The organism is Bradyrhizobium sp. SPXBL-02 (assembly GCF_051853065.1).
Lineage (GTDB): Bacteria > Pseudomonadota > Alphaproteobacteria > Rhizobiales > Xanthobacteraceae > Bradyrhizobium.
This window is the reverse complement of record NZ_CP182474.1, coordinates 2858195-2881617: the sequence shown is the minus strand read 5'-3', so window position 1 is coordinate 2881617 and position 23423 is coordinate 2858195. Positions and strand designations below refer to the sequence as shown.

General features: G+C 62.7%; 23 protein-coding genes. 13 read left to right on the top strand and 10 right to left on the bottom strand.

Features of this window, described 5'->3' with window-relative positions; genetic code table 11:
• The first annotated feature begins 390 nt into the window (after positions 1-390).
• Positions 391-684 (top strand): hypothetical protein, encoded by a 294-nt coding sequence (locus tag ACNJYD_RS13090; protein ID WP_260379982.1) that lies wholly within the window; start codon positions 391-393, stop codon positions 682-684.
• Here ACNJYD_RS13090 and purU read toward each other — a convergent pair.
• Positions 681-1544 carry a formyltetrahydrofolate deformylase gene (gene purU / locus ACNJYD_RS13085; RefSeq protein ID WP_172785327.1) on the bottom strand — a complete coding sequence of 288 codons (864 nt, stop codon included), beginning with the start codon at positions 1542-1544 and terminating at the stop codon, positions 681-683. The two genes, ACNJYD_RS13090 and purU, sit on opposite strands and share 4 nt — an antisense overlap.
• A gap of 142 nt (positions 1545-1686) precedes the next feature.
• On the opposite strand from purU, the gene ACNJYD_RS13080 reads away from it, so the two are divergent.
• On the top strand, positions 1687-2529 hold the full coding sequence (locus tag ACNJYD_RS13080) for a uroporphyrinogen-III synthase (RefSeq protein ID WP_439366584.1): 843 nt from the start codon (positions 1687-1689) through the stop codon (positions 2527-2529).
• A gap of 125 nt (positions 2530-2654) precedes the next feature.
• A complete protein-coding gene (locus ACNJYD_RS13075) occupies positions 2655-3917 on the top strand; it encodes an MFS transporter (protein ID WP_439366583.1) in 1263 nt (420 codons plus the stop codon).
• A gap of 19 nt (positions 3918-3936) precedes the next feature.
• On the opposite strand, the gene ACNJYD_RS13070 is transcribed toward ACNJYD_RS13075, so the two are convergent.
• The 4 genes from ACNJYD_RS13070 to ACNJYD_RS13055 all read right to left on the bottom strand — a co-directional run bounded on the left by ACNJYD_RS13070 (position 3937) and on the right by ACNJYD_RS13055 (position 6038).
• Entirely contained in the window at positions 3937-4338 is a 402-nt protein-coding gene (locus ACNJYD_RS13070; RefSeq protein WP_433996086.1) for a DoxX family protein, read from the bottom strand.
• A gap of 9 nt (positions 4339-4347) precedes the next feature.
• A complete protein-coding gene (locus ACNJYD_RS13065; RefSeq protein WP_212260189.1) occupies positions 4348-4566 on the bottom strand; it encodes a DUF4287 domain-containing protein in 219 nt (72 codons plus the stop codon).
• Positions 4567-4627: 61 nt separating this feature from the next.
• Complete coding sequence (locus tag ACNJYD_RS13060; RefSeq protein WP_439366582.1) at positions 4628-5053, bottom strand: helix-turn-helix transcriptional regulator; 426 nt, start codon at positions 5051-5053, stop codon at positions 4628-4630.
• 304 nt (positions 5054-5357) lie between these two features.
• Positions 5358-6038 (bottom strand): Crp/Fnr family transcriptional regulator, encoded by a 681-nt coding sequence (locus ACNJYD_RS13055; protein ID WP_212260187.1) that lies wholly within the window; start codon positions 6036-6038, stop codon positions 5358-5360.
• Positions 6039-6363: 325 nt separating this feature from the next.
• Between ACNJYD_RS13055 and ACNJYD_RS13050 the strand changes: the two genes are divergently transcribed.
• The 6 genes from ACNJYD_RS13050 to ACNJYD_RS13025 all read left to right on the top strand — a co-directional run bounded on the left by ACNJYD_RS13050 (position 6364) and on the right by ACNJYD_RS13025 (position 13573).
• Positions 6364-7185, top strand: coding sequence for an ABC transporter ATP-binding protein (locus ACNJYD_RS13050; RefSeq protein ID WP_172785334.1), 822 nt, complete (start codon positions 6364-6366; stop codon positions 7183-7185).
• On the top strand, positions 7182-9113 hold the full coding sequence (locus tag ACNJYD_RS13045; RefSeq protein WP_439366581.1) for a long-chain fatty acid--CoA ligase: 1932 nt from the start codon (positions 7182-7184) through the stop codon (positions 9111-9113). The genes ACNJYD_RS13050 and ACNJYD_RS13045 overlap by 4 nt, the downstream gene beginning before the upstream one ends.
• 178 nt (positions 9114-9291) lie before the next feature.
• Complete coding sequence (locus tag ACNJYD_RS13040) at positions 9292-10185, top strand: branched-chain amino acid ABC transporter permease (RefSeq protein ID WP_018643253.1); 894 nt, start codon at positions 9292-9294, stop codon at positions 10183-10185.
• Between the two features lie 3 nt (positions 10186-10188).
• Positions 10189-11262, top strand: coding sequence for a branched-chain amino acid ABC transporter permease (locus ACNJYD_RS13035; protein ID WP_172785336.1), 1074 nt, complete (start codon positions 10189-10191; stop codon positions 11260-11262).
• A gap of 44 nt (positions 11263-11306) precedes the next feature.
• The gene (locus ACNJYD_RS13030) at positions 11307-12590 is read left to right on the top strand and encodes an ABC transporter substrate-binding protein (protein ID WP_172785337.1); all 1284 of its coding nucleotides are present in this window, start codon (positions 11307-11309) and stop codon (positions 12588-12590) included.
• Between the two features lie 143 nt (positions 12591-12733).
• Complete coding sequence (locus ACNJYD_RS13025; RefSeq protein ID WP_439366580.1) at positions 12734-13573, top strand: ABC transporter ATP-binding protein; 840 nt, start codon at positions 12734-12736, stop codon at positions 13571-13573.
• Here the strand turns inward: ACNJYD_RS13025 and ACNJYD_RS13020 are convergent.
• The gene (locus tag ACNJYD_RS13020; protein WP_439366579.1) at positions 13570-14724 is read right to left on the bottom strand and encodes an AGE family epimerase/isomerase; all 1155 of its coding nucleotides are present in this window, start codon (positions 14722-14724) and stop codon (positions 13570-13572) included. The two genes, ACNJYD_RS13025 and ACNJYD_RS13020, sit on opposite strands and share 4 nt — an antisense overlap.
• An 86-nt stretch (positions 14725-14810) precedes the next feature.
• Here ACNJYD_RS13020 and ACNJYD_RS13015 point away from each other — a divergent pair, with 86 nt between their 5' ends.
• From ACNJYD_RS13015 to ACNJYD_RS13000, 4 genes are all read left to right on the top strand, one after another.
• Complete coding sequence (locus tag ACNJYD_RS13015) at positions 14811-16034, top strand: phenylacetate--CoA ligase family protein (RefSeq protein ID WP_439366578.1); 1224 nt, start codon at positions 14811-14813, stop codon at positions 16032-16034.
• A 469-nt stretch (positions 16035-16503) separates the two neighbouring features.
• Complete coding sequence (locus ACNJYD_RS13010) at positions 16504-17139, top strand: hypothetical protein (protein ID WP_439366577.1); 636 nt, start codon at positions 16504-16506, stop codon at positions 17137-17139.
• A gap of 258 nt (positions 17140-17397) precedes the next feature.
• Positions 17398-18759, top strand: a complete 1362-nt coding sequence (locus ACNJYD_RS13005; protein WP_439366576.1) for a DNA modification methylase — start codon at positions 17398-17400, stop codon at positions 18757-18759.
• A complete protein-coding gene (locus ACNJYD_RS13000) occupies positions 18756-19181 on the top strand; it encodes a DUF5681 domain-containing protein (RefSeq protein WP_439366575.1) in 426 nt (141 codons plus the stop codon). Before ACNJYD_RS13005 ends, ACNJYD_RS13000 begins: the two co-directional genes overlap by 4 nt.
• 80 nt (positions 19182-19261) lie before the next feature.
• Here the strand turns inward: ACNJYD_RS13000 and ACNJYD_RS12995 are convergent, their stop codons facing one another.
• The 4 genes from ACNJYD_RS12995 to ACNJYD_RS12980 all read right to left on the bottom strand — a co-directional run bounded on the left by ACNJYD_RS12995 (position 19262) and on the right by ACNJYD_RS12980 (position 23309).
• Positions 19262-19627: a restriction endonuclease gene (locus ACNJYD_RS12995; RefSeq protein WP_439366574.1), complete on the bottom strand. Its 366-nt coding sequence runs from the start codon at positions 19625-19627 to the stop codon at positions 19262-19264.
• Between the two features lie 28 nt (positions 19628-19655).
• On the bottom strand, positions 19656-20837 hold the full coding sequence (locus ACNJYD_RS12990) for an acyltransferase family protein (RefSeq protein WP_439366573.1): 1182 nt from the start codon (positions 20835-20837) through the stop codon (positions 19656-19658).
• On the bottom strand, positions 20830-21864 hold the full coding sequence (locus tag ACNJYD_RS12985) for a phosphatase PAP2 family protein (protein WP_439366572.1): 1035 nt from the start codon (positions 21862-21864) through the stop codon (positions 20830-20832). The genes ACNJYD_RS12990 and ACNJYD_RS12985 overlap by 8 nt, the downstream gene beginning before the upstream one ends.
• 938 nt (positions 21865-22802) lie before the next feature.
• The gene (locus tag ACNJYD_RS12980) at positions 22803-23309 is read right to left on the bottom strand and encodes a hypothetical protein (protein WP_439366571.1); all 507 of its coding nucleotides are present in this window, start codon (positions 23307-23309) and stop codon (positions 22803-22805) included.
• Positions 23310-23423 lie beyond the last annotated feature (114 nt).

Sequence of the window (23423 nt, the reverse complement as noted above, 5' to 3'; positions counted from 1 at the left end):
TCCTTGCCGCGCTTCACTCACGGACAAGCCATGCCGTGCGGCCACATGGCGTCCTCTGCAACCCCGTTGTCAATCGGACGTTGGGCGACCATTCGGCGCAAGCCGCACGATCTGCCTCAACGACGGCGGGATGATATTTGTACGATTGTACAAATAAACTGGTCCTGTCAACGAAAAAGCCCCTGTGCGGGTATCGAACGACAAATACGCAATGTATACCGTACCAACTGCAGCCACCCCATCAAGCGCTAAGATCGCCTACTATAATACCTTATCTGTATACAGCTTCGCCCACCCTCGAATAGGCCAATTTTACATATTGAGAGCTATGGTTCGCCGCTGACGCCTATCCAGCGCTCCTCCATCCGTGCCCGATCGGCACGACCAGAGATGTCTATGAGTTCCCGCTCGCTTTCGATCGCCGCTGCAGTTGCCCTGTTAGCTCCCATTCTTGCGGGCTGCGGGACGGTCAATGAAAAGCTCTCCGCCGGCATGGGCGACTACGTCCCGCAATGGGCCGGCGGCCTGCCCGCCGATGCGCCGCCGCGACCCGGCACGCCGCAATACGACGCCTACATGAAAGAACGCGAGCGCAAGCGGCTGATGCCGGCGGCCGATCGCGAGAAGGAAGAACAGGCCCAGAAGGGCGCGCCAGGGACAAATCCGGGCAACGCGGTGCGCTAATCCACGAACACCACGGTCTTGCGGCCGTTGAGGATGACGCGGTCGTCGAGATGGTAGCGAATGGCCCGCGCCAACACGCGGCGTTCGATGTCGCGCCCTTTGCGGACCAGATCTTCCGGCGTGTCGCGATGGCTGATGCGCTCGACGTCCTGGTCGATGATCGGGCCCTCGTCGAGGTCGCGCGTGACGTAGTGCGCGGTGGCGCCGATCAGCTTGACGCCGCGCTCATGGGCCTGGTGATAGGGTTTGGCGCCCTTGAAGCCCGGCAGGAACGAGTGGTGGATGTTGATGCAGCGCCCCGACAGCTTTGCCGAGAGATCGTCGGACAGGATCTGCATGTAGCGGGCGAGCACCACCAGATCAGTCTTCGTCTTGCCGACGAGGTCCATGATCTGCGCCTCCTGCTCGCGCTTGGTCTCCTTGGTGACGGGCAGGTGGTGGAACGGGATGCCGCCGAAATCGAGCCCGGCATAGACCTCGCGCGGATGGTTGGAGACGATCGCGGTCGGAACCATCGGCAATTCGCCGGTGCGCCAGCGATAGAGGATGTCGACCAGGCAGTGGTCGGACTTCGACACCAGCAGCATCACCTTGCGATGCGCGGCGCGGTCGCGCATCTGCCACTCCATGCCGAAACGCTCGGCGATCGCGGCAAAGCCGGTCTGGAGCGCCGACAGCTCCACGGCAAGGTCGGCCGCGGTGAACACCACCCGCATGAAGAATTTCTTGGTCTCGACGTCGTCGAACTGCTGGGCGTCGAGGATGTTCTGTCCGTTATGAGCAAGAAACGTCGACACCGCCGAGACGATGCCGGGGCGATCCGGGCAGGACAGGGTCAGAACATATTGATGGTCGGGCAAGGCTCGGCTCTTGATGAAGGTTTGTGCAGCGGAACGATCCAGCGATTTGCGCCCTGCTCTAGCACCGACCCCGCCCTTGCGCCAATCCCAAGCGCGGAGTCAGGATGAACGGACAATTGCGAATTCTCACCGGAGCATCCCCATGGCCGACCGCTTGAACGGCTACCGCATCCTGATCCTGGAAACGCGCGAGGAGGCGCAGTTCTCCAAGCTTCTGGCCGAGCAAGGCGCCGAGGTCGTGCAGTGCCCGATGTTCACCATCCGCGATGTACCGGACCCGGCTCCAGTCGAGGCCTGGATCCGCCGTGCCATCGACAAGCCGTTCGACGATCTCGTGCTGATGACTGGCGAAGGCCTGCGCCGCATCATGAAGCTCGCCCGCGCCCGTGGGCTCGACGCCGCCCTTATCGCTGTGCTCGCCCAAGCGCGAAAATTCACCCGCGGCCCGAAGCCGGGCAAGGCACTGCGCGAGATCGGCCTCGAGGCGCAGCAGACCACTGAGAAGCCGACCTCCGAAGGCGTGATCGAGATGCTGGCCAAGCTCGACCTGAAGGGGCGGCGCCTCGGTCTCCAGCTCTATCCCGACAAGGACCACAGCGCGCTGACCGGCGCGCTGGCCGCGCAAGGCGCCACCGTCGATACCGTGCTGCCCTACGTCTACGATTCCAAGGCCGCCGATGCCAGCATCGTCGCCGCCATTGACGACATGGCAGAGGGACGCATCGATTCGATCGCCCTCACCAATCTCGGCCAGGTCCGCCGGCTGATCGAGGCTGCCAAGGCGCACGGCAGCGAGACGAAGCTGCGCGCAGGTCTCGAACGCACATTGATCGCATCGGTCGGCCCGGCGGTTTCCGGCGAGCTCGCAGCGCATGGCTTGCGCACCGACGTCTCGCCGGCTGACGAAGCCTATTTCATGCGTCCCCTGATCTCGGCCATGGCAAGTGCGTTGGCCGACAGGAAGGCGGCAAGCGCAGCGAGATAAGAGCCGAACGCGGAGGCGGCCTGCGGCGGCCGCGATTGACACCGGCATCGCCAGCGTTAGGTTGCGCGACCGCAAGAAGAAACAACAAACGTTAAGGGAATCGCCGTGACACGCGTCATCGCGTCGTGAGCGCCACCGCACGACCTTCGGCGCTCGCGCCATTCCGCATCCGCAACTACCGCTTCCAGTGGCCGTCCGACCTGCTCACCTCCTGGGCCTTCGAAGTCGAGACGCTGGTGCTCGGCTGGTACATCATCGTCCAGACCGGCTCGGTGATGCTGCTCACCGTGCTCGCTTCACTCCAGTTCGTCGGAACATTGGTCGCGCCCGTGTTCGGCATGATCGGCGACCGCATCGGCCATCGCGATCTCCTGGTTGTGATGCGTCTTGCCTATACGGCGCTCTCGTCGACCATCGTGGTCCTGGCGCTGAGCGGTCATCTGTCGCCGCTGAGCGTCATGATCATCGTCACGATCATGGGCTTGATTCGCCCCTCCGATCTCGGCGTTCGCGGCGCGCTGCTCGCCGATATCATGCCGGCCGAGCAGCTGGTGGGCGCCATCAGCGTTGCGCGCACGACCCAGGACAGCGCGCGCATTGCCGGAGCGTTGACGGGCGCCGGACTGTTCGCCGTGCTCGGTATCGGCCTTGTCTATGTGGCGGTCGCCTGCCTTTACTTCACCGCAGCGCTGCTCATGCTCTGCCTGACCCGACCGAAAAGGATCGTCACCACGAGCAATCTTCCCGCAAACAGCCACGCCGTTTCGCGGCTGTTTGGCGACCTCAAAGAGGGGATCGTCTATGCCTGGAACGGCCCGGGAATGCGCGCGGCGCTGTGCGTCGCCTTCCTGGCCAACCTCACCGCATTTCCCTTCACGGGCGGATTGTTGCCCTACATCGCGCGGGAGATCTTTCATACCGACCAGACCGGCCTCGGTTATCTCTCGGCGAGCTTCGCCGTCGGCTCGTTGATCGGGTCCATCACGCTCAGCCTGGTCGGTGGCGTGCGCATTGCCCGGCTTCTGATCGGCGCAACGCTGGCCTGGTACGCCATGCTGCTGGTGTTCGTCGAGGTCAGGACGATGCCGGTGGCGATGGCCTGCCTCGTCCTCGCCGGCATCGCGCAGAGCATGTCGATGATCTCGGCAGCCGTCATCCTGATGCGCACCGCGAGCGCACATCTGCGCGGCCGCGTCATGGGCGTGCGCATGATGGTGATCTATGGCTTGCCGATCGGACTGCTCGCGGCCGGCAGCCTGATCGACGTCATCGGCTATTCCGCGACGGGCTCGCTCTATGCCGTCGCAGGATTCGTCGCGATGCTGGCGATCGCGATCCGCTGGCGTGCCGACCTCTGGCCAGTGCACGCGCCGGCCAATGCGCGATGACGGCGTCTGCGCAACGACGTCAGACCTTCGCCGGCGGCGATCTCAGCGGAAGCAAGGCCGCCACACGCGAATCGCGCAAATAGAGACCGCCCCAGGCAAAAACGGCAAGATAGACGCCGAACAGCATATGGCTGAAGAGCGGGTTGCCGACCCGCAAGTGAACCGCCACGGTGCCGCCCATATAGGCGGTCAGCAGGATCGCACCGAGCACGGCCGTTCGCGGCAAGGCGTAGAGCGCGGTGCAGGCCAGCGCCACCACGCCCAGCGCGCGCGCCAGATCGGCCGAGGGAGGATAGCCGAGCTCGGCGGTCGCCTTGATCACGACGTCCAACGGGACGAGCTTCATCCCGGCATCAAACAGCATGAAGGCAATCACGAGCCCGCTCATGACGCAGCCGGCCACATGTCTCGACTTGTACATTGTCATCACCTACGACGCCTTCCCCTTGAGAAGCGCGACGATGGCCATCGCATGGCCGTGGCCAAGGCCGAACTCGTCCTTGAGCGCGGCCACGATGGTTCCCGCTTTCACGCCGGCCACCAGTCCCGTCCCGGTCGAAAAACCCCGGTCCTTGCCCCATTTGCGAAATTGGTCCGGGCTCTTGCCGGTCTTGGCCTGAATATTGTCGAGATAGGCCTTAAAACTCACCGCAGCGCTCCTCCGATGTTCGCTCCACCAGCGAGGCCGGAGCGATCCAGAGATATTGCGGTCAGGAAGTGGTCGTCTTGTACGAAAACGACAATTGCGGCCGCTCGCGCGAGAGGCGCGCAGGCGTCATGCCGATCAGTTGCCTGACCGCGCGGGTGAGATGGGCCTGATCGAAATAGCCGGCGCCCGATGTCGCGTCGAGAACGGAGCTGCCGCTCACCAGCAAGGCCGCGGCGTGACGCGCTCGCTGGATCTGCTGATGGCTGCTGAACGTCATGCCCGTAACGCGGCGAAAGTGGCGCTGAACCGAACGCCGGCTCATCCAGTCGACGTCGCCCTCGATCGCCGCATCGGTCGCGTGGCTGCGTGCGATGACACCCGCGCGGGCCATGCGAGCGACGAGACTTTCCGCATCGTCGTAGCCTGGAATGTCCCAGCTCAGACCCGAAAACAGAAAACGGCCGTTGGGCAGCACCGGCAGCTGCATGTTTTGATGGTCGATCAGTGCGCTGGTCGGTATCTGCGGCAGGTAGGTTCCCAGCCGAAACCGTATCGCGAGCCATTCGCCATTCGCGGGACATTCGACGAGTGTCCCGCGGGTGACCGGCCCTCGGAGCGTCACCGCCAGAAGCTCCGGGAGCCTGGTGACCACAAGCTCGATATTTCCCTCGGCCATCGACAGGAACGAGCCGCCACGCCGGCTCCGGCTCCGCCATACCCGCTCGACGTAAGGCAAGTCCGACGCGCGATGGTCGAACTCTATGAGCACGGAAGCACCGTAAATGCGCAGATCATCGTTCCTCGCCGTAGCTCCCGAGCCGCCCGATATCGAGGATGGTGATCCCGCCATATTCCAGCCGCAGCAGCCCCTCTTTCTCCAGCCGGTTCAGCGCGCGATTGGCGTTCTGGCGGGACATGCCGGACAGCGCGCCGATCTCCTCCTGGGTGATCTCCAGATGCGCGGTCGATTCAGGATAGAGAATCGGGTTGAACAGGGATGCGATGCTGCGGGCGAGGCGCGCGGTGGCATCGAGCGTGCGGTTGACCTCGAGCATGCCGATGAACTGGCCGAGCCGCTCGTTGAGCTGGCGCACCAGGAAGCGGTTGAAGCCGACGCTGTTCTCGAACAGCCACATGAAGGCGCTGCGTTCCATCAGGGCGACGCGGCTGTCGCGCAGCGCGACCACGTCGTAGCGGCGCGGCTCGTTCTTGAGCACGCTGCCCTCGCCGAACCAGGCCCCTGCCGTCAGCCCGGCAAGGCTGGTCTCCTTGCCGTCGCGCGAGACCCCGCCCATCCGGGCAAGGCCGCTCACCATGCCGGCCCAATAGGCAAAAATATCACCGCGCATGAACACACTCTCGCCGGTGCCGTAGGACCGCTCGGTGATTCCGGCACGCGCGACCTCGATCTCGGCTTGTGTGAGCTCGCGCGACCAGGCGGCAACGCGCTTCAGATGATCCTCTGAAATCATGATCTCGAAGCCAGCCGCACCGTTCTGTCACTCCATGCTTCTGTTGCACTGCAACAGAGTCGCTTCGGCTACCCATCCGACGAAAGATGGGCCCGACAAACTTTGTCGCAGAATTGTCAGGCCGGAGACATTTCAAAATAGCGCTTTCCCCTATTGAGGACCACCTCGGGCGATGCGGCTTTTGATCCCTCACGGGAACGAAGGTGGGCCGGTCCGGTCGAGACCAATAGCTGCATGGTCTGGCCGGCACGACCGTACTAGGATCGCCTGACAGGAACGGACGAAGAGCGCCAATCAAGCGCCATCACCGGGAGGGATTCGTTTGGTGGCTACCAGTCTCGAAGTGCGCGGCGTGTCCTTGCGATTCGGCGGCGTCCGTGCGCTGACCGATGTCAGCTTCGCCATCAGGGAAGGCGAGCTGTTCTCGATCATCGGCCCCAACGGCGCCGGCAAGACCTCGATCGTGAACTGTATTTCCGGCCGCTACAAGCCGACCGAAGGCCAGCTGTTCTATCAGGACCGCGACATCACCGGCCTGACGCCGAACGCCCGCGCCTCGCTCGGCATCGGCCGCACCTTTCAGAATCTCGCGCTGTTCCACCACATGAGCGTGCTCGACAACATCATGGTCGGCCGCCATCACCTGCTGAAGAACAATTTCCTCACGGGCTCGCTGTACTGGCTCACCGGCGCGCGCAAGGAGGAGCTCGAGCACCGCCGCAAGGTGGAAGAGATCATCGACTTCCTCGATCTGCAGTCGGTGCGCAAGGCCACGGCCGGCACCCTCTCCTACGGCCTGCGCAAGCGCGTCGAGCTCGCCCGCGCCATGGCGCTGGAGCCGCGCCTGATCCTCCTCGACGAGCCGATGGCCGGCATGAATTTCGAGGAGAAGGAGGACATGGCCCGCTACATCGTCGATCTCAACGAGGAGTTCGGGATGACGGTGGTGATGATCGAGCACGACATGGGCGTGGTGATGGACATCTCCCACCGCGTCATGGTGCTGGATTTCGGCAAGAAGATCGCCGAGGGCGATCCGGCGACCGTGCTCGCCGATCCCCACGTCAGGCGCGCCTATCTCGGCGAAGAGGACGAGGTGCTGGTCGATCCCGACGATGCCTCTCCGGCGCAGGAGAGCGCGGCATGATGGATTATGCGGGCCGCGTCGCGCAGGCCGACACCTATCCGAAGATGCTCCGGCTCAATGCCAGGGAGCACGGCAACGAGATCGCAATGCGCGAGAAGGATCTCGGGCTCTGGCGCATCTTCACCTGGAGCGACTATCAGGCCCGCGTGCGCGATTTCGCGCTCGGTCTCGTCGAGCTCGGCCTTGGTCGCGGCGATGTCATCGGCATCATCGGCGACAACCGGCCGGATTGGGTCGCGGCAGAAGTCGCAACGCATGCCATTGGCGGCCTCAGCCTGGGGCTCTATCGCGACGTGCTGGACGAGGAGGCTTCCTATCTCCTCACCTATGGCGAGGCGCAGCTCGTCTTCGCCGAGGACGAGGAGCAGGTCGACAAGCTGCTTACCCTCGCCGAACGCGTGCCGAAGCTGAAGCACATCATCTATTCCGATCCGCGCGGAATGCGGAAATACGACGACCCGCGCCTGATGTCGGCGGAGAAGTTCGCCGAGCTCGGCCGCGCCCGCGCCGCACGCGAGCCGGAGCTTTACGACAGACTGGTCGACGCCACCAAGGGCGAGGACGTCGCGATCCTCTGCACCACCTCCGGCACCACCTCGCATCCAAAGCTCGCGATGCTCGCCGCCGGCCGCGTGCTCGGCCATTGCGCGACCTATCTCGCCTTCGACCCCAAGGGCCCCGACGACGAATATGTCTCGGTGCTGCCGCTGCCCTGGATCATGGAACAGGTCTACGTGCTCGGCAAAGGTCTGCTCTGCCGGATGAAGATCAACTTCGTCGAAGAGCCCGACACGATGATGAACGATCTGCGCGAGATCGCACCGACCTTCGTGCTGTTCGCTCCCCGCGTCTGGGAATCCATTGCCGCCGATGTCCGCGCCAAGGTGATGGACGCAACGCCCTTCAAGCAGCGCCTTTTCGATGTCGGCATGAAGAGCGGCCTCGCCGCGCTCGAACAGGGCAAGCGCTCCGGCTTTGCCGACGCGATCCTGTTTCGCGCGCTGCGCGACCGGCTCGGCTTCACCCGGCTGCGCTCGGCCGCGACCGGCGGCGCGGCGCTCGGCCCCGACACCTTCAAGTTCTTCCAGGCCATGGGCGTGCCGCTGCGCACGCTCTACGGCCAGACCGAGCTGCTCGGGGCCTATACGCTGCACCCCGAGGGCAAGGTCGACCCGGATACCACCGGCGTGCCGATGGCCGACAGCGTCGAGATCCGCATCGACAATGCCGACGTCCACGGCGTCGGCGAGATCGTCGTCCGGCACCCCAACATGTTCCTCGGCTACTACAAGAACCCCGAGGCCAGCGTCGCCGAGATCAAGGACGGCTGGATGTGCTCCGGCGACGCCGGTTATTTCAACGCCAACAACCAGCTCGTCGTGATCGACCGCATCAAGGATCTCGCCGAGACTTCCCGCGGCGAGCGCTTCTCGCCGCAATTCATCGAGAACAAGCTGAAATTCTCGCCCTATATCGCCGAAGCCGTGGTGCTTGGTGCCGGCCGCGAGGCGCTCGCGGCCATGATCTGCATCCGCTACTCCATCATTTCGAAATGGGCGGAGAAGAACCGCCTCTCCTTCACGACCTACAGCGATCTCGCCTCACGGCCGGAGGTCTATGCGCTGCTGCAGAAGGAGGTCGAGACCGTCAACGCCACGCTGCCGCCGGCGCAGCGCATCTCGCGCTTCCTGCTGCTCTATAAGGAGTTAGATGCCGACGACGGCGAGCTCACCCGGACGCGAAAGGTGCGACGCGGCGTCATCAACGAGAAATACGCCGGCATCATCGATGCCATCTACCGCGGCGATGCCAACATCCCCGTCGACACCGTGATCCGCTTCCAGGACGGCACCACGCAGCGCGTGCGAACGACGCTCCGCGTGGTGGACCTCGGCGGGCACGGGCACATGGCGGAGGCTGCGGAGTGACACAGGTGATCGTCACGCGGGGCGCCGCCCTTCGCCTCTCCCCGCTTGCGGCAGGGCTATCCCGTATGCACTCCGTCATTGCGAGCGCAGCGAAGCAATCCAGACTGTCTCAGCGGAAAGATACTGGATTGCTACGCTGCGCTCGCAATGACGATGTGGGTGCAGCAGGAGACCATAAATGAACACCGCCTTCCTCATCCAGCTCCTGGTCAACGGCCTCGTGGTCGGCACGCTCTATGGCGTGGTCGCGATGTCGTTCGTGCTGATCTACAAGGCGACGCAGGTCGTCAACTTCGCGCAAGGCGAGCTGCTGCTGGTCGGCGCCTGGGTGTGCTGGGCCTTGCTCGCGAAATACCAGGTGCCGTTCTGGATCGGCATGCCGATCACGCTGGTGTTCATGTTCGTGTTCGGCATCGCGGTGCAGGTCCTGATCCTGCGGCCGATGATCGGCGAGCCCATCATTTCGGTGATCATGGTGACGATCGGCCTCTCCACCGTGCTGCAGGCGACGCTGAAATGGATGTTCGGCGTCAATCCGCAGCCGTTCCCGCGCGTGTTCGAGAGCCAATCGGTCAGCCTGTTCGGCCTGCAGATCCAGACCGTCTATGTCATGAGCCTCGTCGTGTCGGTCGCCATGATGATCGGCATGGCCTGGTTCTTCCGCGCTTCGAAGTACGGCCTTGCGATGCGCGCCACCGCGTTCAACCAGCAGGTCGCGCAGTCGCTCGGCATTTCCGTCAAGAGCGTGTTCGCGATGGCCTGGGCGATCTCGGCAACGGTGTCGGCCGTCGCCGGCGTCGTCGTCGCCGTGGTCAATGGCGTGTCCTCGGGCCTCGCCGCCTATGGCATCAAGGTGTTCCCGGCGGCGATCCTCGGCGGGCTCGATTCCGTCGGCGGCGCCGTGCTCGGCGGCATCATCATCGGGCTGCTGGAGAACGTCGCCCAATATGTCGACAGCGAGTATCTGCACTGGGGCAATCTCTATGAGATCGCGCCGTTCTACGTCCTCATCATCGTGCTGATGATCAAGCCCTACGGCCTGTTCGGCACCCACGACATCGAGCGGATCTGATCCATGGCCGGCCCTGCCCTCATCCCCGCTGGTGATTTCCGCACCACTTACGCCGCGGACACCACGATCTTCCCGACCACCACCAGCCGCAACTTCGCGATAGCAGGCGTCGCGCTGCTCTGCCTCGCGCCGCAATTCTTCAGCGGCTACTGGCTCAGCATTTTGATCCAGATCGGCATCTTCTCGATCGCGGCGCTCGGCCTCAATATCCTGGTCGGCTTCACCGGCCAGATCTCGATCGGACACGCCGCCTTCTTCCTGCTCGGCGCCTTCACCTCGGCCTACATCTCCAACAACGCGCCGATCCCGGTGTTCTTCGCGATCCCGCTCGCGGGGCTCGTGACGGCGCTGGTCGGACTGATCTTCGGCATCCCCGCCGCGCGGCTGAAGGGGCTCTACCTCGTCATCGCGACGCTGGCCGCGCAATATATCCTGCTCGACTTCTTCTCCCGCGCCGAATGGTTCTCGGGCGGCTCGGTGCCGGCGAGCGCCGAGCCGTTCTCGATCTTCGGTTATACGCTGCGGGGAGACCGGCAGTATTTCTACGTCGTGCTCGCCTATGTGCTGTTGAGCTACATCCTCGTCACCAACCTGATGCGCACGCGGGATGGCCGCGCGCTGGTGGCGATCCGCGACCATTATTTGTCTGCGGAGATCATGGGCATCAACCTCACCAAGTACCGCACGCTGTCGTTCGGCCTTGCCGCCTTCTTCGCCGGCATCGCAGGCGCGCTCTATGCGCATTACCAGCTCGTGGTCTCGCAGGAAGGTTTCGGCATCGAGCGCTCGATCCTGTTCCTCGCCATGATCATCATCGGCGGCACCGGCTCGATCATGGGCACGCTGATGGGCACCGCCTTCGTGGTGCTGCTGCCCGAGGCGATGGAGTTCGTCAGCCACTATCTCAAGGGCGGTGCGATCGACAAGGCGCTGTCGCTCAACAATAACATCACCTTCCTGCGCGAGATCGCGATCGGGGTGATCATCATCGCATTCCTGATGTTCGAGCCTGACGGGCTCGCGCATCGCTGGCGGCAGATCAAGGCGTACTGGAAACTCTACCCGTTCTCGCATTGAGCACGGGTAACTTCACTTAAACAATAAACAGGAGGAACCGACCCATGAAGATGAAGTCCCTTTTGAGCACCGCCTCGCTCGCGCTCGCGATTGCCGCATACTCGGCAGGCGCGCAGGCGCAGATCGCGATCGGGCATCTCGCCGATTATTCCGGCGGCACCTCCGACGTCGGCACGCCGTTTGGACAGGCCGTCGCCGACACCTTCGCCTGGGTCAACAAGAACGGCGGCATCGGCGGCAAGCAGGTCAACCTCGACACCAACGATTATGGCTACCAGGTGCCCCGCGCGATCGCGCTCTACAAGAAATGGTCGGCGCCGGACGGCAAGGTCGCCGCGATCATGGGCTGGGGCACCGCCGACACCGAAGCGCTGACCGGCTTCCTCGCCCAGGACAAGATCCCCGACATGTCCGGCTCCTACGCCGCGGCGCTGACCGATCCCGAGGGCGTCAGCGGCAAGGCCAAGCCTGCTCCTTACAATTTCTTCTACGGCCCGAGTTATTCGGACGCCTTGCGCGCGATGCTGATGTGGGCGGCTGAGGACTGGAAGGCCAAGGGCAAGTCCGGCAAGCCCAAATTCGTGCACATGGGTGCCAATCATCCCTATCCGAACGCGCCGAAGGCTGCCGGCGAAGCCATGGCGCAGGAGCTCGGCTTCGAGGTGCTGCCGCCGCTGATATTCGCTCTGACGCCCGGTGACTACAGCGCACAGTGCCTCAGCCTGAAATCCTCGGGCGCCAACTACGCCTATCTCGGCAACACCGCGGCCTCCAACATCTCGGTGATGAAGGCCTGCAAGACCGCCGGCGTGGAGATCCAGTTCCTCGGCAACGTCTGGGGCATGGACGAGAACGCCGCCAAGACCGCGGGCGATGCCGCCAACGGCGTGATCTTCCCGCTGCGCACAGCGGTGAGCTGGGGCGGCGATGCCCCCGGCATGAAGACGCTGATGGAGATCTCGAAGATGTCCGACGCCAGCGGCAAGGTCTATCGTCCCGTGCACTACGTCGCGGCCGTCTGCTCGGCGCTGTACATGAAGGAAGCGCTCGACTGGGCCGCCAAGAACGGCGGCGCCACCGGCGAGAACGTCGCCAAGGGCTTCCACCAGAAGAAGGACTGGGTGCCATCAGGCATGGAGGGCGTCTGCAATCCCTCGACCTGGACCGAGAAGGACCACCGCGGCACGCTGAAGGTGGATCTCTATCGCACCAAGATCTCGGGTGCGACCGATGGCGACCTCAACGATCTCATGGCCAAGGGCACGATCAAGCTCGAGAAGGTCAAGACCGTGGAGCTGCCGCGCAAGCCGGAACTGCTGGGGTGGTGAGCCACGCCGTTCGCCAAACACAACTGTCATCCCCCGCGAAGGCGGGGGATCCAGTACGCCGCGGCTTCGCGATGAATCTCCGGCGCCTCTGGAATACTGGGTCACCCGCCTTCGCGGGTGACGACGGCGGAGAATGAAGACGCATGTCCCAAATCATTGAAGCAACCCGCTCAACTCCCACCGCTGTGGCCCCCGCCGCCCTCCTCGCCGTGCGCAACATCGAGGTCGTCTACGACGACGTCATCCTGGTGCTGCGCGGCCTCAGCCTCGACGTGCCCAAGGGCGCGATCGTGGCCCTGCTCGGGGCCAACGGCGCCGGCAAGTCGACGACGCTCAAGGCGATCTCGGGGCTGCTCAAGACCGAGGACGGCGAAGTCACGCGCGGCGAGATCCTGTTCGAAGGCGAGCGGATCAACGGCATCGATCCCGACAAGATCGTCCGCCGCGGCATCTTCCAGGTGATGGAGGGCCGACGCATCGTCGCCGACATGACGTCGCTCGAGAACCTCAAGCTCGGCGCCTTCACCCGCAGAGACCGCGAGGTCGATGCCGACCTCGACATGGTCTTCAGCTACTTCCCGCGCCTGAAGGAGCGCACCGGCCTTGCCGGCTATCTCTCCGGCGGTGAGCAGCAGATGCTCGCGATCGGCCGCGCGCTGATGGCCCGCCCCAAGATGATCCTGATGGACGAGCCCTCGATGGGCTTGTCGCCGCTGCTGGTGAAAGAGGTGTTCTCGATCATTCAGAAGATCAACCGCGATCTCGGCGTCACCATCCTCCTGGTCGAGCAGAATGCGCGCGCTGCGCTCTCCGTGGCGAGCCACGGCTACATCATGGAGCAGGGCAAGGTCGTGCTCGACGGCAGCGCCGACGAACTCCGCGACAACGAGGACGTCAAGGAATTCTACCTCGGCGGCGCCGGCGACCAGCGCAAGAGCTTCAAGAACCTCAAGAGCTTCAAGCGGCGCAAGCGCTGGCTTTAACCCTCCAGCACCTGCTCCGCTTCCGTGACCGCGCAGAGAACATGGTAGAACGACGACGCAGGAATGGTGTCGATCAGCGATTTGCCGTCGCGGTCGAACTGGTCGTACCAGCCGCCCTTCACGGGATGGCCGAGATAATGCCGTTCGAGCCGCACCAGCGCCGCGCGCGCCTCGTCCGCCGCACCCGCCTCGCCGGACTCGGCCTGCGCGATCCAGGCCTTCGCGATCTCCGTCTGCGGCCACAGCCGGCGCGTGCTGCGGCGGATGTTGCCGCTCGCATCGCCCTCGTCGACGAGGCAGCCCGTCGCCTCGTCACGATAGCGCAGCGAGGTCTCCAGCAATTCCGCACGCCGCTGGCGGGTCGGGCAGCCTGTAATGCGTTCAAAACCCTTCAGCAGCCAGACCCATTCCGCCTGGTGGCCCGGCTCGACGCTGACCGGCTCGATCTTCGACCAGTCCTCCTCGAAATACTCCGACAATACGTGCTTCTGCTTGTCGTAGAGGTTGGCCAGGAACAGCGCAAAGAATTCCCCGGCACGGTTCTGGAACGACAGATCGTGGGTCGCCTCGAAGCACGCGATCATCGCCTCGAACAGATGCATATGCGGGTTCTGCCGGCGCGGCAGCGAGACCGGAAGGCCCTCGTGAACGCCACCATGCGGCGAGCGCAGATGGCTGTCGAGGAAGGCGAGCAGCGCATCGATCTCGGCGCGGACCTGCGCGTCCTGGTCGAGCGCATAGACGCTGGCGAGCGCAAACAGGATGAAGGCGTGGTCATAGGCATCGCGCCGGGCATCCAGCACCGATCCGTCCGCCGTCAGCCGGTGCACATAGCCGGGCCGGCCGTCGGGCGCCTTCGCTTTGGCCAGCAGGTGCTCCAGCCCCTTCAGCGCAATGGCGCGCCCGTCGGGATACCAACCCATCTGTGCCGCCTTGGCGTAGCACCAGATCTGGCGGGCCTGGACGAACACGCGCCGGGGCGCGGCCGCATCCGCCGCGCCGTCACGGTGCAACCGGTCGATGAAGCCGCCCGCGGCGTGATCCCAGCCGACCGTCGACCACAGCGGCAGCGCCTCGTCGATCATGCGGCGCTTCAGGCGTGCGACGACGTTCGACGCCTCGTCTGCCGCAATGAGTCCTTCGTCCGCCATCGGGTCCCTTTCAAGCCTCGCCAATGGCGGTCTGATAGCCATGCCGGTGGCGGTGCGCAACGGATGCCAACACGGAAAGAACAGCCATGACCGCCCATTACGACGCCCGCGAGACGCGTGAGCAAGCCGCGCGCGAGGCCGACCTGTTCGCCCGCCTTCCGGAGGTGCTGCGAGCCGCGATGGCCGCCCCGGCCTATGCCGCGCGGCTCAAAGGCTGCGATCCCGCCGCCGTGACCTCCAGGGCGGCTCTGGCGGACCTACCGGTGTTGCGCAAGTCGGAACTGCCCGCCCTGCACAGGGCCTCTGCGCCCTTCGGAGGCTTCGTGGCGGAGGCCCCGGGCTCGTTCGCCCGCCTCTTCACCTCCCCCGGCCCGATCTTCGAGCCGGAAGGGCGGCAGGCCGATCCCTGGCGCGGTGCAAGGGCGCTGTTCGCGGCCGGGTTCCGTCCCGACGATATCGTCCTCAATACCTTCAGCTACCATCTCACCCCCGGGGGGTTCATCTTCGATGCGTCGGCGCGCGCGCTCGGCTGCGCAGTGATCCCGGCCGGCCCGGGCAACACAGAACAGCAATTCGAACTGATCGCGGCCTACCGGCCGGTCGGCTACAGCGGCACGCCGGATTTCCTGAAGATCCTGCTCGATGCCGCGGCAAGTTCGGGGCGTGACGTTTCCTCGATCAAGCGTGCGGTGGTCTCGGGCGCTGCGTTCCCGCCCTCGCTCCAGGCCGAGATTAGGGGGCGCGGCATCGACGCCTACCAGGCCTTCGGCACCGCCGATCTCGGTCTCATCGCCTTCGAGACCGAGGCACGCGAAGGCATGGTCGTGAACGAGGATCTGATCCTGGAGATCGTCAAGCCCGGCACCGGCGATCCCGTGACGCCAGGCGACGTCGGCGAGATCGTCGTGACCTCGCTCGACCCTCACCATCCCTGGATCCGGCTCGCGCTCGGCGACCTCACCGCGGCCTTGCCCGGCACGAGCCCGTGCGGGCGTACCAATATGCGCATCAAGGGCTGGATGGGCCGTGCCGACCAGACCACCAAGATCAAGGGCATGTTCGTCCGGCCCGAGCAGATCGCCGAGATCGGCAAGCGCCACGCTGGCCTCGGAAGACTGCGCCTCGTCGTGACCCGGCAAGGCGAGACCGACGCCATGACGTTGAGAGCCGAAACCGCGGCCGCGAGCGAGGCGCTACGCGAAGAGATCGCCGGCACTTTGCGCGCGGTGACCAAGCTCGGCGGCACGGTCGAGCTGGTCGGCCCCGGCATGCTGCCGAACGACGGCAAGGTGATCGCGGACGAGCGCTAGCCTTCACCCGAAGAAGCCAATTCCCTGCTAACAGGGAATTTTACAGGGAAACCCACGCAAAACGCCGCCACCGCAACGTCAGAAACGGGCAGAAGCGCCCGTCAATTCAACCACATCGCGGTGTTGGGGCGCCCACACAGAACAGGGAAAATTTCGCGGGGGGATCAGGGAAGTGGCGGCGCCCGAACAGGGAAGCGTCGCCCGAGACGTCAGCTTCCGGCCGTGAAGGCACTGCGTCCTGGAAGACAACGCCAGCAGTGAGCACGCGCGGGCCTCGACTCAACGATGGGAATGAGCGGATGGAGCTCTGGCTTTCAGCCACATGACGGCCGCCACGCCATACGCAATCAGCCGCGGACCGCCGCTGTGAGCAACGTCAAGCGGCTTAGCCGCTCGTTCATAATTGCGAGCAGGCTCCCATGATGTCCGGCGGTCTGGACACCTATATGTAACCTGATATCATGCTTCTATGAAAGCGTACAAGCGCAATCAGATCGAGGACGCCATTGCGGCGGGGCTCGGCGCGAATGACGACAAGTCACGCGCGAACGTGGTCACGCGCCTGAAACGCCTGTTAGACACCGACCGTGCGTTGGACGTGCGTCCCCAATCGGACCTACCCGAACTGGCAAACTACGCGTTTGTGAGTGGCGACGCGCCGGGAAAGGGCGGCGAGGTTCAGTTTTCGGAATATGCGAGCTTTGCCTTGCTGATCGGCTTGCACATGCTCAATCACAGGTGGCCGCAGAGCTTTGTGGTCGAATCGTTGCGGCGCATCAGGCCGGCGCTGCAACGCCAGCATAAAAAGATCATGAGGCTTGATCCCGCCAACTTGTTCGATCCGGATCAGATCCGGCTGCAAGCCAAACCGGGGAGTCCAGCTTTGGCGACGCGCTCGCCGGTATTTTTGCTGATTTGGTCAGATCAACGGACGGCGGAAGACCCCGCCCCGGCCGTCGAGATTTTCGAGGACTATAGCGCGGCATTCAAGCGGGGGATTGAAAAGCCGGGCCGGTCCACCACTTGGATCGAACTCACCCGGTCCGCACACCTGTTATCAGAACAGCTCGCCAAAACGCGACCGCGCAAGCGAGGACGCAGCTAACCAGCCCGCATAGACACGGACCACGCACATCACACATTTAATTGAACCCCATATTCAAGCTTCAAACCAAAGTTGGCGCGGCTGGTGCATGGGCTGACCACGTGCTGAAGCGCGCATAGGCCGCGCAGACTGAATGCGCCGAAGGGCAAACCACAATGCACCCACGCTCAATTGAAACCTATGTCGCCGCTTCTAACGGGCTCACACCCGCGCAAACATCGGCGCTGCGGCGCAGACAAGATCACGAAGGAGTAAACCATGACCGCACCATCGAAACCCAACGAGGTCTTCACGCAAGTGGGACCTGTCGAGCGTCTACCCATCGAGGCAATTTCGCCGCCGCGGCGATTGCTCCGCAAACACACCGATCGCCACAAGAAACAATACGGGAAATGTATCGAGGCGTTGGGCTTGATCAGCCCTATTGTCATCGATGCTACGGGCGTAGTCGTGATCGGTTTGATCTGGTACCTTGGCGCGCTGCAGCTTGGCTTGCGCGAGCTCTCGGTCATCCGGGTCACGCATCTCACGCCCGCACAACTCGAACTCTACCGGATTGCCGAGCAGCGGCTCAGCGAGCTAGCGCCCTGGGACGATGGCGCGCTCGCAGAGACCTTCAAGGAGCTCTCTCAGCTCGACCTCGGGTTCAGTCTCGAGGTCACCGGCTTCTCCCAGGGAGAGATCGATTTTCGCATCGAGAACCTCGAGTCTTTGCAGCTCGAGCCGGCTCCGGACCCGGCCGACGTCGTTCCTGCGATTGTCTCGGCGCCGGTTTCGGCTCTCAACGATCTCTGGCAAGCCGGACCACATCGGATATTGTGCCAAAGCGCGCTGCAGTCCGATTCATTCTCCACCCTCATGGCCGGCGCGCGCGCCCGCGCCGTGATCACCGATCCGCCGTTCAATGTCCCCATTCAAGGGCACGTCTCCGGCAAAGGACGCATTCACCACCGCGAGTTTGCGATGGCGTCCGGCGAAATGTCCAACGAGGAGTTTACCGCTTTCCTAAGCGGCTATCTTCGCCGCTCGACCGAGCACCTCTCCCTGGGAGCCCTCCTCTACATTTTCATGGACTGGCGTCACTCCGCTCAGATTCTTGCCGCCGGCCAGGCCATTGGCCTCGAGCTCAAGAACATATGCGCGTGGGTCAAATCGAACGCTGGCATGGGATCCCTCTATCGCAGCCAGCACGAATTGGTCTTTGTGTTTAAGCACGGCAAAGTGTCCCATCGCAACAACGTCGAGCTCGGTCGACATGGCCGCTTCAGAACCAACGTCTGGCAATATCCCGGATGCAATAGCTTCGAACGGAGCGGCGAAGAAGGCAACCTGCTAGCCGTACACCCCACTGTGAAGCCGGTTCAGCTGCTCGCCGATGCGATCCTCGACTGCACGGAACGCAATGACATTGTTTTGGATAACTTCTTGGGCAGCGGCTCGACCTTGCTGGCTGCCGAGAGGGTGGGCCGCCGCCTCTACGCGACGGAGCTCGAGCCGCGTTACGTTGACGTCGCGATAAGGCGCTGGCAACGCCACACCGGCCAAAGCGCTGTCCATGTCCCAACCGGGCGCCTGTTCGACGAAATCGCCGCAGACAAGCAACGGGAGTGCGGGCAATGACCAAGCGCGAATCTGAAAACTATTCAGTTGGCTACGGAAAACCTCCGAAAGCGCGGCGCTTCAAGCCGGGCCGGTCCGGCAATCCGCGCGGTAGGCCCAAAAAATGTCTCAACTTACTCGAGCTATTTGGGCGCGAACTGAAGCGAACACGACCCATTGTCGAAGATGGTCAACGATTGCGCATCGAGACTGACAGGATACTGGTTAAGAAAGTGATCGATGTCGCGCTCAAGGGCGATGCGAAAACCTTGAAGTGGATGATGACACTGATTCAGCAAATTCGCGAAATCGAAAGTGCAAAGATCGAACGCGATTATGACGCGAGGTCGATAGAGGAGATAAGGGCCGACTTCAATCGGATGCGGGACACCGTGCTGGCCGAGTTTCCCCGCGCCAGGGGGGTCGCCGATTCTTTCCCGTAGTCCGGAGAAGATCCAGTTGCATGGCTGTCCGGGCCAGCGCGCAGCCCCGCGCTAAGTCGTCTCTGATCGATCGCGGTTGGTTAGGCGAGCCTCTCCATCACCCAATCGTGCAGCCCGAGCCGCATGATAGTCGAACCTAACTCGCGACCGGTCCAGACGTGAATGTCGGAGCGGTCGTCGGGGGCGCTCAGCGCCCCCTTTGGCGAATGACAAATGAAGAAGAACCGGTCGAACTGCTCAGTGGCGTCCATCCGGCGGATATAGGCATCCAAGATCTTTTGGCTGGCGGCAGACTTGACCTGAACTGCTGCCCGCTCGTTGATCACCGCATGCTCCAGCTCGAGGTCAACCAGCTTCTTGGTGCCGCCGAGCACGGAGACCCGATTCCAGCCGCTGCGCGCAAAGATGATGTCAACAAGGGTTTCGAAATCGGCCCAGTGCAGCATCTGCAAGGCCTGCCGTACAGGGAATCGTTCATTTCATACTTGTCGGAAGCATGGTCCCTTCTCGTTGCGGCGCATCCGATGTTAATTGGCTCCGTCGCATTAGGCTCAAGCTTCTTCCCCAACAGAGGATCGGCGCTTCAATGAGGATGTACGAGGCAGCGGCAAGACCGATGGAGAACAGGATGAGACCGATGACTGTTCCGCCGGCTGATAGCAGCCACGGCCCGTCAAAATTGGCGATCCATTTCACCAACGGATAGTGGACCATGTATAGCGAGTACGAAATCTTGCCCAGGAATTGCAAGACGGGCGAGAAGGATCGCCCTTCGATCTCGGCAGATACCACCGCGTGGATGAGCAATCCCGCGCCAAGCCCGTAGGTCGGTACGCGGGCGAACTGTGGATCGGTCGCTCCATGCACGAAGATCCAGTACCAGCCAGCAAAGAACAGGCCTGCTGAACAGGCTACGACACCGAGCGAAAAGCGTAGTCCGCGGCTTATCAGGAGATAGGCAATACCAACGCCAGCGCCGAATTCCAGCACCAGCGGGTGGGAGCAGATGCCGAGTTGGATTCGGAAGTAGAGAGCGACGATGACCATAGCGAGCCACGCGAAGAGGATTTCGAATAGCCGGTTCGGCTTGATCGCGAGAATGATCGCGACCGCAGCATAGAAGTGAAGCTCGAAAGCGAGTGACCATGCTGGCCCTATGTACCAGTTCGGATATGTCCATGCGAAGATCGTTCCGACGTCGAGTGCCGGACGTTCGCCCGGCGCCAGTGCGATCCAGTAGGAGCTGGCGAACGCCGCCAGCAACGCGAGCCAATAGACCGGATAAATTCGAACGGCTCGTCTGAAAACAAAATTCCAGGGGTTGCGTTGTGCCGCGGCCGTTGTTGCGATGATGAAGCCGGAGATAACGAAGAAGACGTCGACACCGCTTGCAAGAATGGTCAGCGCGCCTTCGGCAAGTTCATAACCTACCATATCGGGCCTCGCACTGACTGCATGCCCGCAGACCACCAACAGCGCAGCAATGCCGCGCATTGCCTGTACACCCGTGAACACCTGCGGCGTCTTAGAAGTTTGGCGTATGGCCGAACCATTGCAGTATGTCTCGCCGCGCGGCGGGGATTCTGCCGTTACAACGGATTGAGGGGGGCGTTGCATTTGGTGATCTGCTAGGCGCAGAAGGAACCGATCACGCATTGGCCGTCGCCATAGTAGCAGTAGGGAGCGGCAGCAGTGCCGGCTTCACTACCTTGTGGTTGCGGGACAAGCGGCGTCCAAGGCGATGAACGGCAACTATTGTCAGCAAAGCGATGGCGGCGCCGGCGATGACGTCGACAAAGAAATGACCGCCTCCGATTGGCGTCGCAGCCAGCATGACCGCGTTCCACAGCGCGCCCGGAATCCTCAACCACCGAATGGGCCACATCGCCCACACATAGAGGACAGCTAAAACGGCGTGAAAACTGGGAAAGGTCAGAACGGGAGCTAAGGCGTACACGTCAACCACCCTGGTGACGCCCTCCCGGATTAATGGCAGCTCGCGCAAAGTCGCGTAATAGCAGACCGGCTCGAAGTTCGGATGGTCGGAGAGATGTAGTCCGACGGTCTCATACGCTCCCGTCGCAGGAACGAGCGTCGAGATGAAGGTGGTTGCGATCAGAGCCACGGCGAGGCCGAGCACAAATTCTGTGCCTCGCTGATGGAATCCGAACAGCGGCAGGAGGATGACTAGTAGAAGCATCTGCTTATTGATGGAATCATATGTGAGCGCGAATGCATGCAGCAAACCCGGCCTCTTATCCACAAAGTGAACATAGGCACGGAAATCCAATCCCAGCATGCGGTCGAAAGCCAGCAGCCTGGATTCCTGCATTGGCAAATCCGCGGAGGCCGCAATGTAGCCGAGGGATACAAGAAGGATGAGAAACAGGACGGTCTGCGCTGGCAGCAGCAGTGTTGCGTAGACCCTGGGGCTGGCGGTCGAGGATGTGGCGTTGAAATGCCCCACAAAGCCGTAAACCGCTGCCACACCTCCTACTGTGAGATATCCGCCCCACTTGACGCTGAAGCCGGTCAGGAGAACGCCGGCGCCGAATATTGCGGCAAGTGCAGCGATCAGCGCCCAGTTCAGCCGAAGGAGTGAGAGTGACAGGTCAAACGACGGCGGTTCGGGCGACGAATGGAGGGGCGATTGCGGCAGGGCCTCATCGCTTTGTTCTGTCATTGGGCATTCTCGCGTTGCAGGAGAACGCTTCTGACAGAACAACTCTTAAAAGAGTCACAATTCATGAGTGTGTATTTCGTCAATACATCTCTACATTAGAATTTCGGGAAAACTTGGCAGCGCAAGTTGCCGTAGACAGATCCTAACAGCACCGCTGTTTCGCAATGTCCATTTCAGGTCTTGGCTGTGTGAAAACGCACCGGCCGTCGAATGCGAAGAATAAGTTGTTCGTCGAAGGCCGATGTAGCGCTCATGCTCGCAAGCAATTTCAAGTGAAATGGCGCACAAAAGAACGTGGTTCTAGCCGGCTTTCGACTGTTCGCGTTTTTACACAGCCAGAGTCAAAACGCGAAGAACTGAGGTTGAGCAAATCTGAGCGGTCTGGCCCAACGAGCGGACTTCCGACCGCCAAGGCGCAACTTTGCAGATGCGCCACTTGCAGACATGGGCGGTAAGCGCCCACGGCATGCGTGAAGTGCCAGGCGAACACCATAAGCACCGCCACTGCCCGAACGTGGTCAAGCCCAATAAAGTGCAAGCCGGATGATGACCTCAAGCACCCACCTCGAGCATCGAACGTTAAGTGCGCGGAAACCCGGTTGGCGGCAGCGGTTCGAGCGACGCATGGAGAGGCGATTGCGGCAGGGCCTCATCGCTTTCTTTTGTCATTGGGCAGTCTCGCGCTACAGGAGAATGCTTCTGGCAGAACAACTCTTAAAAGAATCTCAATTACTGACTGTGCATTTCGTCAATGCGTCTCTGAAATAGTATTTCGGCGGGCCGATCGAATTTGTCCAGTCTGGGATAATCCAAGTTCGGGATCACCAGGGGCTCGGCACCGAAGCAGCCCAGGCGCTGAGCCCATCACCTTCGATGCGCGGTCGAGGAGCTTTGCCGCAGCCCGGCCAATGTCCAGAACGAAGCCAACCGACCTTGCCTTACTCGCGCGCGAAGCCGAGCGAGCGAAGCGTCCGCTTCTGCTGCACCAAAGCGGCCCGGTCGTAGCGCTCCAGCCCTTGAAGCCCCTTAAGATCTGCCAGCAGTGGACCGGTCAGAAGCGCAACCAACATTGCCTGCCGCAAGCTGCGGATGCGCAGCAGCGCGAGTTTGGACCGTGCAAGCGCCATCGCCGCGTCCAGCGTGACCTGATGCCCGAGCCCGGAAGCAATCGCAACGGCAAGATTCGCCGCCTCGGCAGGATCGCTGAGATCGCGCCGCGCCAGCCCATGACGCAGCGCGTTGCGGCTGGACCTCGTCTTGCCACCCGCCGTTTTCGGTCCCGTGCTGCGACTGGCGTTGCTGCGATTGGCTTCGATTTGTCGAACTGACGTCATGTCAAAGCTCCTCGGCCGGGGGCCGGTTGTGGCGCCCGAACGCTGGCTCCAACGCATTGACAGATCAAGGGTTTTGGCCCGCTGTTTTAGCAAAAATGCTGCAGAAAGCACTGGCATTCCCGCGCAAAAGGAGCGTTAATCACCGGACCGGCCTTTCGGCCCTTGGCCCCGGTCTTTCCCCTCGCAGTGGCGGGGGTTTTGGCGGTGCGGCGGCAAGCCGCGTGT